Annotated in this window: 11 protein-coding genes; 4 read left to right on the forward strand and 7 right to left on the reverse strand. The window is 71.2% G+C overall.

Annotated elements, in window-relative coordinates:
* Positions 1-44: 44 nt before the first annotated feature.
* The 4 genes from GTZ93_RS29470 to GTZ93_RS29485 form a co-directional block, all read right to left on the reverse strand.
* Positions 45-3071, reverse strand: a complete 3027-nt coding sequence (locus GTZ93_RS29470; RefSeq protein WP_161663144.1) for an efflux RND transporter permease subunit — start codon at positions 3069-3071, stop codon at positions 45-47.
* Complete coding sequence (locus GTZ93_RS29475; protein WP_161663145.1) at positions 3068-4141, reverse strand: efflux RND transporter periplasmic adaptor subunit; 1074 nt, start codon at positions 4139-4141, stop codon at positions 3068-3070. Before GTZ93_RS29475 ends, GTZ93_RS29470 begins: the two co-directional genes overlap by 4 nt.
* Positions 4131-5306, reverse strand: a complete 1176-nt coding sequence (locus tag GTZ93_RS29480) for a TolC family protein (protein ID WP_161663146.1) — start codon at positions 5304-5306, stop codon at positions 4131-4133. Before GTZ93_RS29480 ends, GTZ93_RS29475 begins: the two co-directional genes overlap by 11 nt.
* 256 nt (positions 5307-5562) lie before the next feature.
* Positions 5563-6030: an Lrp/AsnC family transcriptional regulator gene (locus GTZ93_RS29485; protein ID WP_120578838.1), complete on the reverse strand. Its 468-nt coding sequence runs from the start codon at positions 6028-6030 to the stop codon at positions 5563-5565.
* A gap of 64 nt (positions 6031-6094) precedes the next feature.
* On the opposite strand from GTZ93_RS29485, the gene GTZ93_RS29490 reads away from it, so the two are divergent.
* Both GTZ93_RS29490 and GTZ93_RS29495 read left to right on the forward strand, forming a co-directional pair.
* Positions 6095-8209 carry a M3 family metallopeptidase gene (locus GTZ93_RS29490; RefSeq protein WP_257979268.1) on the forward strand — a complete coding sequence of 705 codons (2115 nt, stop codon included), beginning with the start codon at positions 6095-6097 and terminating at the stop codon, positions 8207-8209.
* 5 nt (positions 8210-8214) lie between these two features.
* Positions 8215-8604: a VOC family protein gene (locus GTZ93_RS29495; protein WP_139919493.1), complete on the forward strand. Its 390-nt coding sequence runs from the start codon at positions 8215-8217 to the stop codon at positions 8602-8604.
* Positions 8605-8633: 29 nt separating this feature from the next.
* Here GTZ93_RS29495 and GTZ93_RS29500 read toward each other — a convergent pair whose 3' ends face one another.
* Complete coding sequence (locus GTZ93_RS29500; protein ID WP_139919492.1) at positions 8634-9476, reverse strand: helix-turn-helix transcriptional regulator; 843 nt, start codon at positions 9474-9476, stop codon at positions 8634-8636.
* 152 nt (positions 9477-9628) lie between these two features.
* Here GTZ93_RS29500 and GTZ93_RS29505 point away from each other — a divergent pair, with 152 nt between their 5' ends.
* Entirely contained in the window at positions 9629-10366 is a 738-nt protein-coding gene (locus GTZ93_RS29505; RefSeq protein ID WP_139919491.1) for an SDR family oxidoreductase, read from the forward strand.
* 472 nt (positions 10367-10838) lie between these two features.
* Here GTZ93_RS29505 and GTZ93_RS29515 read toward each other — a convergent pair whose 3' ends face one another.
* Positions 10839-11618 carry a LysR substrate-binding domain-containing protein gene (locus GTZ93_RS29515; RefSeq protein WP_139919490.1) on the reverse strand — a complete coding sequence of 260 codons (780 nt, stop codon included), beginning with the start codon at positions 11616-11618 and terminating at the stop codon, positions 10839-10841.
* Positions 11619-11754: 136 nt separating this feature from the next.
* On the opposite strand from GTZ93_RS29515, the gene GTZ93_RS29520 reads away from it, so the two are divergent.
* Positions 11755-13725, forward strand: a complete 1971-nt coding sequence (locus GTZ93_RS29520; protein WP_257979269.1) for a sensor histidine kinase — start codon at positions 11755-11757, stop codon at positions 13723-13725.
* On the opposite strand, the gene GTZ93_RS29525 is transcribed toward GTZ93_RS29520, so the two are convergent.
* Entirely contained in the window at positions 13711-14667 is a 957-nt protein-coding gene (locus GTZ93_RS29525; RefSeq protein ID WP_139919488.1) for an alpha/beta fold hydrolase, read from the reverse strand. The genes GTZ93_RS29520 and GTZ93_RS29525 overlap by 15 nt on opposite strands.
* Between the last annotated feature and the right edge of the window lie 166 nt (positions 14668-14833).

The following is a 14833-nucleotide window of genomic DNA, read 5'->3' on the forward strand; positions in this document are numbered from 1 at the left end:
GTTACAGCGCCGGCCGCGGAGCCGCGCCGCGAGGTGACTCCCCCTCACCTCTTCGCGGAGGCCGTGTGACGGCGCACCAGCACATACGCCGCCGGCAGCCCCACCAACACCATCAACGTGGACAGGGACAGTCCCCCCAGCACGGTGATGGCCAACGGCCGTTGCAGCTCACCCCCCTCACCCAGTCCGAGCGCGAGCGGGACGAGCCCCAGCAGCGTCGCCAGCGTCGTCATGAGGATGGGACGCAGGCGCACGGAGGTGGCGTGGCCCACGGCCTCGGCCGCGGCCATTCCTTCGGCGCGTCCCTCCTCCGCCCGGTCGAGCAGGAGGATGCCGTTCTTCACGACGAGCCCGACGAGCAGGATGCAGCCCATCAACGAGGAGACGTTGAGCGGCGTGCCTGTGAGCCGCAGACAGGCGACGCCCGCCGCGAGCGCCACGGGGACCGAGCCCAGGATGAGCAGGGGGAGCACGACCCCGCGGAAGTGGAAGGTCAGCACCAGGAAGACCCCCAGCGTGGCCAACGCCAGCACCAGCACGAGGGCCTGGAAGGACTCGCGCTGACTTTCGCGCTGACCGCCCAGCCGCACCTCCACCCCCGCTGGCTTCTCCAGCGTGGCGAGCCGCGCCTCCACCTCCGCGGTGACGCTGCCCAGGTCCCGCCCCTCCAGCCGCCCCGTCACCGCCACCAGCGGACGCAGGTTGTCCGAAAGCAGCTCCGCGGGCTGGCACTCCTGGCGCACGCGCGCCACCTGCGTCAGCGGAACCATCTGCCCCGAGGCAGTCCGCAGGCGCAGGCGCTGGAGAACCTGGGGATCCATGCGGTCGGCTTCACGCAGCCGCACTCGCACGTCCACCTGCCGGCCCTCGCGGGGGAGCGTCCCAACGACATCGCCCAACAGCGCGGTCCGGACCTGCGCCGACACCTCCCGCGTCGTGAACCCCAGACGGCCCGCCTGGACCAGGTCCACATCCAGGTGGGTCTCCGGAATGCACCCGGTGACGCCGTCGAACAGGTCCGCCAGGCCCGGGATGTCCCGCAGCCACTCGGCGACGCGGGGCGCGAAATCCCGCAGCACCTGGACGTCCTGCCCCAGCAGCTTGACCTCGACGGGATCCGGCGCGCCTTCCAGGTCGGAGAGCACGTCCTGCAGCAGCTCGACGAACTCCAGCCGGACTCCGGGAAGCGCGGCTTCCGCCCGCGTGCGTGTCGCCTCGATGATGTCCTGGCCATGGCGCGTCCGCCGCGGGGAGAGCGACACGGTCAGGTCGCCACGCGAGGACTCGGTGGCCGCTGGCGGCCCCAGCTCCGCGCCCAGGCGCCGGCTGGTGCCCATGATCTCGGGGATGTCCGCGACCACCGCCTCCAGCGCGCGCCCCAGCCGGTCCGCCTCCGCGACCGAGGTGCCCGTCGGCGTGAAGTAGTCCACGACGAACGCGCCCTCATCCAGCTCCGGCAGGAACCCCGTCCCCACGCCCCGGCCCAGCAACGCCAACAGCACGGTGAGGAGCACCACGCCTGCCACCAGCACTCCCGGCCGCGCACGCCACTGCGTGAGCATGAACCCCGGGATGACAGGCTCGGGCGCGGGGCGGCCGCCGGGAGGAACGAGCAGCCACCCGCACAACAGCGGCGTCAGCGTGACGGCCAGCACGAGGGAGAACAACACGGCGGTGCACAGCGTGAACGCCAGCGCGGTGAAGAACTGGCCGGACACGCCGGGCAGCAGCGACAGCGGCGCGAAGACCACGACCGTGGTGAGCGTGGAGTTGGTGACGGGCCAGGCGATCTCCCGGAGCGCGTCCGCGGTCGCGGCCCACCGCTCCGTCCCCGCCGCCACCCGGCGGTACACCGCCTCCACCACGACCACGGCGTCGTCCACCACCAGCCCGATGGCCACCGCCAGCCCGCCCAGCGACATCAGGTTGAGCGTCCCGCCCTCGAGCCAGAGTGCGCCAAAGGTCATCGCCAGGGTGGCCGGGAGCACCACCGCCGCGGCCGTCATCGCCCGCCAGGAGCGCAGGAAGAGGCCCACGACCGCGAGCGTGAGCAACCCACCGAGGATGACCTCTTCCCGCACGTGGGCCACGGACCGGGCGATGAGCCCGGCCTGATCATAGGAGAGCTCGACGTCGATGCCCGGCGGCAGTCCCGCTCGCACCCGGTCGAGCTCCGCCTGGATGTCCCGCGCCAGGGTGACAGCGTCCGCCCCGGGTCGCCGGCCCACGTTGACGAGCACCGCGGGCCGGCCGTTCGCGTACGTCCGGGAGAGCCGGTCCGCGTGTCCCTCCTGGATCCGCGCGACGTCGCCCAGCCGCACGGGCGCCTCGGGCGTCCCGCCCACGACGAGCGCCGCCAACCGGTCCGGCGAGTCCACCGGCCCCCGCACCACCACCAGCGCCTGCTGGTAGTGCACGTCCACCCGGCCCGCCGGTTCGAGCACGAGCGCGCTGCCCACCTGGGTGGCGAGCGTGGGCAGGTCCAGCTTCGCCTGCTCCAGCCGCTGTGCGTCCACGGCGATGCCGAGCTCGCGCACGTCGCCGCCGACCACGTCCACGCGCCCCACTCCCGCGAGGCCCGCCAGACCGGGACGCAGCGTCCGCAGGGCGAACTCGCGCAGCAGGGCAGGGTCCACCGTCCCGGTGACGGCGAGGGTCTGGATGGGAAAGGACGACGGGGTGAGCCGCTCGGCGGAGAGCGTCGCGTCCGCGGGCAGTGCGTTCTGCACCTCCGCGAGCCGCGCATTGACGAGCCCCAGGGCCTGCTCCATGTCCGCGTTCGAGTCGAACCAGAGGGATATCTCCGCGGCCGCGCGGATGGTCCGGGAGCGCACCTGCCGCACGCCGATGACGGTGGACAGCGCTTCCTCCACCGGGCCGGTCACGGACAACCGCAGGGTCTGCGCGCTGGCGCCATTCAGCGTCGCGGTGACGACGATTCGCGGGAAGGTCACCTCCGGGTAGAGGCCAGCGGGCAGGCGGGTCGCGCCGAGCACTCCCGCCAGCGTCAGCGCCGCCAGCAGCACCACCACCCCGGGCGCGTTGCGCCGCAGCAGCGTCAGCCACGTCACCTCAGGACCTCTACCCCGGCGTCATCCGGCAGGGAGTAGCCCCCTTCCACGACGACGCGCTCGCCCACCGCGAGCGGCCCCTGGACGACGGCCCCGCCCAGTTCCTCGGAGACGACGTGGACCGGCACCCGGTGGACCCGCCCGTCCCCGAGCCGCGCGACCGCGACGCCCCCATCCTCCTGGGGCAGGAGCGCCGACGCCGGCACGGCCAGCGCGCTGCCCAGCGACGCCACGACGACGTGGGCTCGCGCGGTCGCGCCCAGGCGCAGCTCCCCGCGCGGGTTGGCGAAGCGCAGGCGGACCAGCACGTTGCCGCTCTGCGGATCCACGGAAGGGGACACCGCGGCGACCTCGCCCTCGCGGGTACCGTCCAGCCCGTCGACGGTGAGGGTCGCGCGTTGACCGGGTTGGACCTCCGCGGCCTCCTGCTGGGTGACGAACGCACGCAGCTCCAGCGGATCCGTCGCCGAGATCTGGACCACGGGGGGATTCGCGCCCTCCACCCTCTCCCCCTGCCGCACGCCGATGGCCGTCACGACTCCGTCGAAGGGGGCCTGCAACGAGGTGCGCCCCATGCCCCGCCGCGCCAGCTCCAGGGCGCTCCGGGCCCGGGCCTCCGCGGCGCGGGCGGAGGCCTCCGCGTTCCGGTCCTGCTCCGCGTCCTGACGGGCCGCGACCCCGTGCTCGGCCAGGACATCCGTGCGCGCACGCTTCTCCTTCGCGGCCTCGATTGCGGAGGTGGCTTCGCGCAGGGAGGCCTCCGCCTGCTGGAGCTCCGCGGCGGCGTTGAGCGTGTCCACCTGGGCCAGGACTTCGCCCGCGCGCACCCGGTCCCCTTCGGCCACGCGCAGCAGTGACAGCCGCCCGGGCACCAGCGGTGAGAGCCGGACCTCGCGCCCGGGCGGCGCCGACAGCAGGCCCGCGACGCGAAGTTCGCGCACGGCCCGTCCCGGAGCCACGAGTGCGACGCGGACGCGCGGCAGGGGCGGCGGGCCCTCCTCGGGCGGCGTCCGCTGGCACCCCACGCCAGAGGCGAAGAGACAGGCGAGCAGCGCGAATCTAGGGCTCATCAAGGGGCATCCCGGCGGCGAGTTCGAGGTCCGCGAAGGCGGACTGGGCGGCGAAGGCGGCTTCGATGGCCTGCGTCCGCGTCTCCGTGGCCGTCTGGAGCGCGGCGTTGAGCGCCACCCGGGGACTGCGGCCCACGCGATAGGACTCCAGGGCCATGCCCTCCGTCTTCTCCACCGCGGGGAGGATCTCCTCCGAGTAGCGAGCGAGTCCCGCCAGCGAGGCGGACAGGCGCGCATGGCTGGAGACGAGCTCCGTCCACCGGGAACGCCGCTCCTCGTTCTGGCGGGCGCGCGCGAGTTCCAGCGAGGCCGCGGCGCGGACCGTCTCTCCGCGTCCAAGGCCAGGGAGGGAGAGGTCCAGGTCGAGCGCGCCGCGAAGATACGTGCTGCGTCCCCCGGGGCCATCCGCCTCCACGGAGACCCCCACCGTGGGCACGGGCCACCGTTCCCGACGTGACGCCCGCAGGGAGGCCTCGGCCGCCGCCACGTCGGCCTGGCGTGCCTCGGCGGCGGGGGATTGCGCGCCTCGGGCCAGCACGGCCTCCAGTGAAGGCAGGGCGGGCGGGGAGGTGTCCACCAGCTCCAGCGCCGCACCCGGTGGCCGGCCCAGCAGCAGGGCCAGCGCCGCCGTGGCGGCGGCGAGCTCACCCTGGCGGGTCAGCCATTGGACTTCGGCGGTGCCTCGGGCGATGCGGGCCTGGAGCAGGTCCAGTTCCGGAGCCGCGCCGGTGTCGAAGAGCAGCACCGCGGCGGCCTCGGACTCGCGCGCGAGCGCCAGTGCGCGCGCGGAGGTCTCCAGGAGCTGGTGGGCGCGCACGCATGAGAAGTAGGCACGCCGCGCATCCGCCCGGACCGTGGCCTCGCTCGCGCGGCGCTCGTCGGCGGCGCCGCGGGCCGTCAACTCCGCGGCGAGCACACGGGCCGCCCGGGCGCCCGGGGCCGGAAGCCTCTGGGTCAGCCCCACGGTCCACCGGGGATCATTTCCCCCTCCCCCCAGTGTCAGGGTCAGCGGGGAGAAGGTCCGGGCGACTTCCTCGTCCCCACGGGCCACGGCTTCCTGCGCCCGGGCCTGTGCGAGCGCCGGAGCCTGACTCCTGGCTTCGAGGAGCGCCAGACGCAGCGTGAGTGGCTCCCCCAGCGCGGTGCCGCCACACAGCAGCAGCAACGTGACGACCCTGGAAGACCCTGCACTCCCGCGCCACATCGAAGGACAGTCCTCCCGACAGCGCCGTCACCGCCATCACCCACCGGGGCCGCTCACCGCAAGGAAGGAGGCGTAATGCCCCGAAGCCGGTGGCCGTTTCCGTCCCGGCACGACGCATAGAGCGATGTCCGGCCCTCGCCACCCGCGCGTGAGAAGAACCTCATCCCCTCCCCATGCGGACTTCATGAGCCCCGGCGGGGGCGGCGCACAGTGACGTTCAGGCGCCCCGGTCGACCGGCAGCCCCGAGCGCGCGAAGGAGAACACCAGCGACGTCTCGATGCGGCTCACCTCCGGACGGCTGGTGAAGGACTGGATGGTGAGCACGCGCAGGTGTTCGGTGTCCCGACACACGACGTGCACCAGGAAGTCCGTCGTGCCGCCCAGGCAATAGACGGCCACCGTCTCCGGCAGCGAGCGCAGGTGGTCGCCGATGCTGCCGAACGCCTCGCCCACGTGGAGCCGGAGCTGCACGGCGATGAGCGCCTGGAGCCCCAGCCCCAGCGAGCGTGGATCCAGGTCCGCGCGATAGGAGCGGATGACCCCGTCCGTCTCCAGCCGCTTCACCCGCGCGAGGCACGACGACGGGGCCAGCCCCACCTTCGCGGCCAATTCCTTGTTGGACAGCCGTGCATTGTTCTGGAGGGCCTCCAGAATCTCGCGATCAATTCGGTCGAGTGCGGCCATCCGTGGCTCCTGGGCGAATTTCATTCGATGGATGCCGCTCAATCCTGTCTCGTATTCTGTCCGCATGCCACGACACAGAATCGCAGCATGCTTCGTCCTCCTGGCGGGCACGGCCTTCGCGGCCCCCGCTTCGTCGCCGGATGCCCTGCTCGCGCCCTGGTCCGGGCCCCATGGAGGCGTCCCGCCGTTCGACCGCGCGCGAGTGGAGGACTTCGCTCCAGCGCTCGAAGCCGCCATGGCGCAGGCGCGGAGCGAGGTCGCCGCCATCGCTGACTCGAAGGAGCCCCCCACCTTCGAGAACACCGTCGCCGCGCTCCAGGACTCGGGCCGGACGTTCAATCGCGTCTACGAGGTCTACAACGCGTGGTCCTCGTTCGTGAGCTCACCGGAGTACCAGGCCGTGGAACGCGAGATGGCACCCCGGCTGTCAGCGTTCTGGGATGAGGACCCCCAGAACCGGAAGCTCTTCCGCCGCATCAAGGCGGTCCGGGACTCGGCCGCGAAGGCGAAGCTGACGCCGGAGCAGCAGCGGCTGGTGGCGTACTACTACGACGACTTCGTGCGCTCGGGCGCCCTCCTGGACGCGGCGGGGGCGAAGCGGCTGGCCGCGCTCAATCAGCGGCTCGCCACGCTCTACACGACGTTCAACCAGAACGTGCTCGCCGACGAGAAGCGCTACACCCTCCTGGAGAACGAAGCGGACCTGGCGGGCCTGCCGGAGCCGCTGCGAAACGCCGCGGCGGCCGAGGCCGTGGCGCGCGGACAGCCGGGCAAGTGGGCCGTGGCCAACACCCGCTCGGTGGTGGCGGACTTCCTCACGTACTCGGAGCGACGGGAGCTGCGCGAGAAGGTCTGGCGCGACTACGACAGCCGCGGCGACCACGGCGACTCGCATGACAACAACGCGGTCATCACGCAAATCCTCGCGGTGCGCGCGGAGCAGGCGAAGCTCATGGGATTTCCCACGCACGCGCACCGGCAACTCCACCGCGCGATGGTGAAGACGCCCGAGCGCGCGATGAAGCTGCTGGAGACGATGTGGACGCCCGCGGTCGCGCGCGTGCGGGAAGAGGTCACCGCGATGACCGCCATTGCCCGGAGCCAGGGCCAGCAGGAGCCCATCGCGCCGTGGGACTACCGCTACTACGCGGAGAAGGTGCGCAAGCAGGCGTATGACTTCGACGACAGCGAGGTGAAGCCCTACCTCCAGCTGGAGACCCTGCGCGAGGGCATGTTCTGGGTGGCGGGCCAGCTCTTCGGCTACACCTTCACGCCCGCGCCGGACGTGCCCGTCTTCCACCCGGACGTGCGCGTCTTCGCCGTAAAGGACCGGGAGAGCGGCCGGGAGCGGGGGCTCCTCTACTTCGACCCCTGCGCGCGGGAAGGCAAATACAACGGAGGGCAGACGGAGACGTACCGCGTCCAGGAGCGCTTCCGTGGCGAGGTGCCGGCCCTGGTGGCCATCAGCATGCCCTTCGTGAAGCCGGGGGCGGGAAGCCCCGCGCTGCTCGGCTGGCGTGACGCCCAGACGCTGTTCCACGAGTTCGGCCATGCGCTGCACACGCTGAGCGGGGACGTGACGTACCCGTCGCTCGGTGGTGGCCGCGTGGTGAGCGACTACGCGGAGTTCCCCTCCAAGCTGTTCGAGCACTGGCTCGCCACGCCGGAGGTGCTGAGCCGCTTCGCGGTGCATCACACGACGGGACAGCCCATGCCCCAGGCGCTCGTCGCCCGCATCCAGAAGGCGGCGACGTTCAACCAGGGCTTCTACACCGTGGACTTCCTCACCTCCGCGCTGGTGGAGATGAAGATGCACCTGGCGGGCGCGAAGCGAATCGACCCGGACGCCTTCGAGCGCGACGTGCTCCGCCAGATGGGCGCGCCCGAGGAGGTCGGCATGCGCTTCCGCATGCCCCATTTCGGACACGTCTTCGCCAGCAACGCCTACGCCGCGGGCTACTACCGCTATCTCTGGGCGGACATGCTTGCCTCGGATGCCTTCGAGGCCTTCCAGGAAGCCGGAGGTGCCTATGACGCGAAGGTGGCCGCCCGGCTGCGCGAGCACGTGCTTTCAGTGGGCAACACCCTCGACCCGTTCGAGGGCTACCGGAAGTTTCGGGGAAAGGACGCGAGCCTCGACGCGCTGATGCGCGAGCGCGGCTTCGCGCCCATACACTGAGGGCCATGATTGATCACACCGGCATTGGCGTCGCGGACGTTGCCCGCTCGGCGGCCTTCTACGACGCGGCGTTGGGGGCGCTCGGCCTGCGCCGCGCCATGCAGCTTCCCCAGGACACCGGGGCGGATGGCATTGGCTATGGCCGGGACTACCCCATCTTCTGGATCGATCGCTTCCATCCCCACGGCGTGAGGCAACACACGGCCTTCGCCGCCACGAGCCGAGCCCAGGTCGACGCCTTCCACGCGGCAGCGGTGGCGGCGGGAGGAACCGACAACGGACCACCCGGACTGCGCGGCGTCGAAACGGGCTATCCCGCCGGCTACTACGCCGCCTTCGTGCTGGACCCGGATGGCAACAACATCGAAGCCGTCTTCCGGGAGCCCTCCCGGTAGCGCCGCACCCAGCGCCCGTGACGGCGGCCTCACTGCACGGCGCGCGCGAACTGCCCCGGGGTGAGGCCGACGATGCGCTTGAAGTGCCGGTTGAGCAGACTCTGGTCATAGAGCCCAACCTGGAGCGCGACCTCCGCGGGTGCCAGTCCCTGTGACAGCAGCCGCTGAGCTCGCGAGACGCGCAGGTGGGTGAGGTATGCGTGTGGAGGCATTCCCAGCTCCTCGCGGAAGGCGCGGCACAGGTGGAAGCGGTTCCAACCCACCTGATGGGCCAGCGCCTCCAGCGTGATGCCCTCCGGGATGGCTTCGTGCAGGGCCTCCACCACGCGCCGGATGGGCCAGCGGTAGCGCCGATCCACTGCACCTGAATGCTCCAGACATCCGACCAGCGAGGAGAGGGCTTCGGCCAGGGCCGTCTGGAGCGCGAGCGCGCTGGAGCGTCCCTCCAGGCCCGCATCCAGCACGGCGTGGAGGCGCACGAAGTCGGCCGCCACGGGCTGCGACGTTTCGAGTTGGAGCTGGCGAAGTCGGGCGGAGGCCGGCGCGCCCAGCGCCTCGCGGGCCTCGGCGACGAGGGACTCGTCGAAGGCGATGACCTGGAACCGGGCCGGTCCGTCGCGGCGCAGGTCCCGGTGCACCTCGCCCATCTGCTTGAGGTCGACCGTTCGGGGCGACGAGGAATGGACCTTGCCCCGCCCCCACCACTCCGAGTGCCCCCGCTGCGTCACCATCACGGAGAAACGTTCCTTCACGGAGCGCAGCAGTCGCCCGTCGGTCCGGTAGCGCACGAATCGCAGGCCCGGCAGTACCGGGAACAGGAAGGTCTGGATGGACAGGGGGCCATCCACGACGGAGTGGTGGAGCGCGGACACGGTTGGATCCTAATGGTGAGCCTCCCTCGTGGCTTGGACGTTGTTGACCTGCACGCCATGTCAACAACGTCCAAGCCCGGCGTCCCCCGGCATGGCTACGTCTTGCATCGCAGGCCCGGCCCTCCCCTCATCTGGCCGGGCAGGGAGGCGTCATGTCAGGCATCCAGGACAAGGTCATTGCCATCACCGGAGCCAGCAGCGGCATTGGCGAAGCAGCGGCGGTGCTGCTCGCTGGACGCGGGGCGAAGGTCGTCCTCGGCGCACGCCGGCTGGAGCGGCTGGAACCCGTGGTGGAGCGCATCACGAAGGCGGGAGGAGAAGCCCTCTCCGCACGCACGGACGTGAGACGGCGCGAGGACGTCGCCGGGCTCGTCCGCATGGCCCGTGAGCGGTTTGGCAGGCTGGACGTGCTCATCAACAACGCGGGCAGTCTGGCAACCTCTCCGCTGGACGACCTGCGCGTCGACGACTGGGAAGAACTGGTCGACACCAACATCAAGGGGGTGCTGTACGGCATCGCCGCGGCGCTGCCGGTCTTCCGCGAGCAGGGCTTCGGGCACTTCATCAACACGGCGTCGACGTCTGCGCACCGGATCGTGCCCGGCCAGGCGGTCTATGCAGGGACGAAGTTCGCCGTGCGAGCCATCTCCGAAGGCCTGCGCCAGGAAGCGGGCCCCAAGCTGCGGGTGACGGTCATCTCGCCAGGGATGACCCGGACGAACTTCCTCGAGCACGTGAAGAATCCGGAGCTCCGGGCCCGGTTCGAGGAGGTCCGGGACAAGCTCGCGATTTCGCCGGATGCGATTGCCCGGGCCATGGCCTTCGCCATCGAGCAGCCCGCCGACGTGGACGTGGGCGAGGTGGTTGTCCGTCCCACGGCGCAGGACTGAGCGGACGAGGAGCCATGAAGGCCTCCCGGCTCGACCCGGGCGCCGGTGCCTTGTACCGTTCCTCGCGTCATGCGGCGGTCTGGAAACCCAGCGGGTAGACGGTCCGTGGAGACACCGTCCCGTGCCTCTCCGGGGTACCGAGGCTTCAGCGCAAGGTGCTCCACGGCATCCTGGACAGGATTCCGCCGCACGAAGCGGCGCATGGCGATGCTGTAGGCGATGTCCCTCGACTCGGCTTCGCGGATCCACTCGCGCTGTGGAAGCGGGTCCGCGAGGAATTGCTGCCTCGATACATCCTCGCGGCCGCGAGCCGGAAAAACCAGCGGTGCTGGGCGAGGAGCCAATCCCAGAACGCGTAGTTGTCATACTGCTGCGTCCAGCAGTCGTGCACGCCGCCGGGCAGCACGGTGAGACGCGCGATGTCGTTCCCGGTGGCCACCACGCCACGGTTCGCGCCACGCGCGAAGCGCGGTCAGCGCCGGGCTTCTTCGAGCACCCAGGCCTTGAACGCCGCCACGTCCCGCCGGCCCGTCAGGGGACGCGGGTGCACGAGCCAGTAGCTGAAGTCGTTGGGGAGGACCGCCTTGAAGGGTTGGACCAGCCGGCCCGCCTTCAGGTCCTCCGCCGCGAGCATCAACCGCCCCAGCGCCACGCCATCTCCGAGCCGGGCCGCCTGGAGCGCCAATCCGGCGTCGTTGAACACGGGGCCCCGGTCCGCGTCCACGCCTGACACTCCAGCGGCATCCAACCAGCGCCTCCAGCCATCCTTGGGCGAGTCGTGGAGCAACCGGACCTTGCCCAGGTCCCCAGGCGCGCGGAGCCGCTTCGCCAGCGACGGGGTGCACACGGGCGCGAGCCTTTCGGACGCGAGCTGCTCCGCCTTGAGCCCCGTCCACCGGCCCAGCCCGGAGCGGATGCCCACGTCGAAGCGGTCGTCGAGGAAGTCCCAGAGCGCCTCGGAGCTGTTCACGTGCAGCTCGATGTCCGGATGCTGCTTCCGGAAGCGCTCCAGGCGCGGCAACAACCAACACGCCGCGAAGGAGGGCAGCACCGTGAGCCGCAGCGGTCCCTGCTCACGCGCGTACAGCCGCGTGGTCGCCTCGGACATGCGCTCGAACACGGGCGTCAGCTCGCGCAGGTACTCGGCGCCCCTCACCGTCAGCGTCAGCGCGTGGCCCCGGCGCTCGAACAGGGAGACACCGAGCCAGTCCTCCAGCTGCCGCACCTGATGCTGGACCTTCGGCGCCTGCATGATCGCCGTCGCGGCCTGGGTGGCCTTCGCCTGACACCAGCGCTCCGGCCGGGGCCCGGCGCGTCCGCTCCCTGTGCCGCGGGGAACGGTGTCTCACAGCTCGCGTGTTTCACGACCTGGAGGAACCGTGGCACGCATGGAGTGCACGCACGCAGGCCAGAACACGGATGTGCTCTTCCGCTTCCTGGTCCAGAGCGCGAAGGACCGCGCCATCTTCGGCATCGACCTGCAAGGGCACATCATCAGCTGGAACCCGGGCGCCGAGCACATCAAGGGCTGGCGCGCCGAGGAGGTCCTGGGCCAGCACTTCCGCATGCTCTTCCCCGAGGACTACCGCCAGCAGGGGCGTCCAGAAACGGAGCTGAAGGAGGCCTTCGAAACGGGGCACTACCAGGGCGAGGAGCCCCGGCAGCGCAAGGACGGGAGCCTCTTCATCGCGGACATAGACCTGTGGCTCTTGCGCGATGACGTGGGCCAGCCCTGCGGGTTCGTGAAGGTCACGCAGGACGTCACCGAGCGCAAGCTGGCGGAGGAGGCGCTGCGGCAGAGCGAGGCGCGGCTGAGCGCCATCCTCGCCTCGCTGGACGAGGGCGTCACCCTGCACGACGAGCACGGGACCATCCGCTTCGCCAACGCCGCCGCGGAACGGCGGCTGGGCCTGTCCGCCAACCGCCTGCAGGGCCGCACCCCCTTCGACCCTCGTTGGGAGGCCATCCGGGAGGACGGCAGCCCGTATCCTGGCGAGGAGCATCCCCACATGCGCGCGCTTCGCCTGGGCGAGAACGTGTCTGGCGACGTGATTGGCATCCACCAGACGGGAGGCAGCCGCATCTGGCTGTCGGTCAATGCCCGGCCCCTCCGCACGCCCGATGGCCGCGTCGTGGGTGCGGTCAGCTCCTTCTTCGACATCACCGCGCGCAAGCAGGCGGAGGAGGAACGCGCGGCGCTGCTTGCCCGGGAGCGGGCGTCACGTGCCGAAGCGGAGGCGGAGCGCCGCAAGCTCTACGCCATCTTCGATCAGGCCCCGGTGGGCATCGCCATCTTCCAGGGCCCCCACCACGTCATCCAGTTCGCCAACCCCGTCCAGTGCCGCTTCTGGGAGCGAAGGTGCAGGGAGCTGCTCGGCAGGCCCCTGATAGAAGTGCTGCCCGAGGAGCTGGGGCCGTCCATCATCGAGAAATCCTGCGACCCCGTCTTCCAGACGGGGGAGTCCCGGGTCTTCACGGAGGAGCGCTTCGAGTTCACCCGCCCGGAGACGGGCGAGCGGGTGGAGCGCTACTTCAACTTCACGCACGTGCCCATGCGGGACATGGCCGGCGCCGTCGAGGGTTTCATGGCGGTGGCCTGGGACGCCACGGACGCGGTGAGGGCGCACCAGCGCGCGGCCGTCCTGGCCCAGCAACTCCAGGACCGCGTCGACTTCGAGCAGCAGCTCATCGGCATCGTCAGCCATGACCTGCGCACCCCGCTCAACGCCATCCACCTGACGGTGAGCGCCATGGCCCGCCGCGACGAGCTCGACGCGCGCACCGCCCAGTCCGTGCTGCGCATCCAGTCCGCCGTACACCGCGCGGTGCGGCTCGTGAGCGACCTGCTCGACTTCACCCAGGCCCGGCTGGGCACGGGCATCCCCATCGCGCCCCGAGCGTCCAACCTGCACCAGGTGGCCCGGCAGGTGCTGGATCAGGTGGATGCGGCGCACCCAGGCCGCACCCTGCGCGTGCAGGAGCGGGGCGACGCGACCGGAGAGTGGGACTCCGAGCGGATTGCCCAGGTGGTGCAGAACCTGGTCACCAACGCCATCAAGTACAGCCCCGAAGCCAGCCCGGTGCAGGTGACGACCCGGGGCGAGGACGGATGGGTGTGCCTGTCCGTCCACAACCAGGGCACGCCCATTCCCCAGGAGAAGCTGCCCGGCATCTTCGAACCCCTCCAGCGCGCGACGTCGGAGGTGGGCTCCACCGGCCGCAGCGTGGGCCTGGGGCTCTACATCGTGAAGCAGTTGGTGGACGCCCACGGCGGCACCGTCGACGTCGCCTCCACCCCCAGGGAAGGCACCACGTTCACCGTGCGCCTGCCCCGGCACGGGGATTCACGCGGGCAGTGACTTCAGGAACGCCAGCAGCGCGGCGTTCACCTCCGCGGGGCGCTCCTGCTGAATCCAGTGGCCCGCGCCTGGGATGACGAGCACGTCCTGGAGCCGCGGCACCAGGGCCTTCATGGGGTCCAGCGGAGCGAAGGCGCGGCCCGGGTCCTTCTCTCCGGTGATGAACAGGGCGGGCTGCTGGATGAGGGCCGTCGCCAGCTCGGGCAACTCCGCCCAGTCGCGGTCCATGTTGCGGTAGCGATTGAGCCCGCCGCGGAAGCCGCTGTGTTCCAGCTCCTTCGCGAGGTGCGCGAGGTCCGCCTCCGTGAGCCACGCGGGCAGCGGATCCGGCACCTGGAGGCCGGTGAGGAAGCCGTCACCCTGGCGGCGCGACTTCACGGCCTCGGCCTGCGTGTCGAAGCCGGGGGTGCCTCCCAGGGTGATGCGGAGCGTCCTCGGGATGTCCGCTTCGAGCTCCGCCTCGGCGATGCCCGGCTCCTGGAAGTAGAGGATGTAGAACCACTTGTCCCCGAACACGCGCCGGAAGAGCTGGGTCGGCGGCATGGGCGTGCGGCCCAGGTGCGGCACGCTCATGCCCACGACGGCGCGGAAGCGGTCCGGGTGCAGCGCGGCGCAATTCCACGCCATCGCCGAGCCCCAGTCGTGGCCCACCACCACCGCGGTCTTCTCGCCCAGCGCATCGAGCAGGCCCACGAAGTCCGCCACCAGCTGCTTCATGCTGTAGGCCTCGATGGGTTCGGGCCGGTCGCTCTGGCCGTAGCCGCGAACGTCAGGCGCGACCGCGTGGTAGCCGGCGTCCGCGAGCGCCCGGAGCTGGTGGCGCCACGAGTACGCGGACTCCGGCCAGCCATGGAGGAGCAGGACCAGCGGGCCCTGGCCGGCCTCGGCGAGGTGCAGATGAATGCCATTCGTCCGGACGGTGCGGTGGGTGATGTCGGCCATGGGAGCGTTCTGCACGACGCGCGGCCCCCTGTCATTCGAAGGGTGACGGCGGGTTCGGATGATGACGGAGGCCATCGGGCCGGTGACCGGAGTCACCAGGCACGGGCCCCACACGGGCCCCAGCGCCCCTTCGCGTTGCCCGTGAAATCCATGGGTTGCCCGCGTC

Source organism: Corallococcus exiguus (assembly GCF_009909105.1).
In the GTDB taxonomy this organism is placed as follows: domain Bacteria; phylum Myxococcota; class Myxococcia; order Myxococcales; family Myxococcaceae; genus Corallococcus; species Corallococcus exiguus.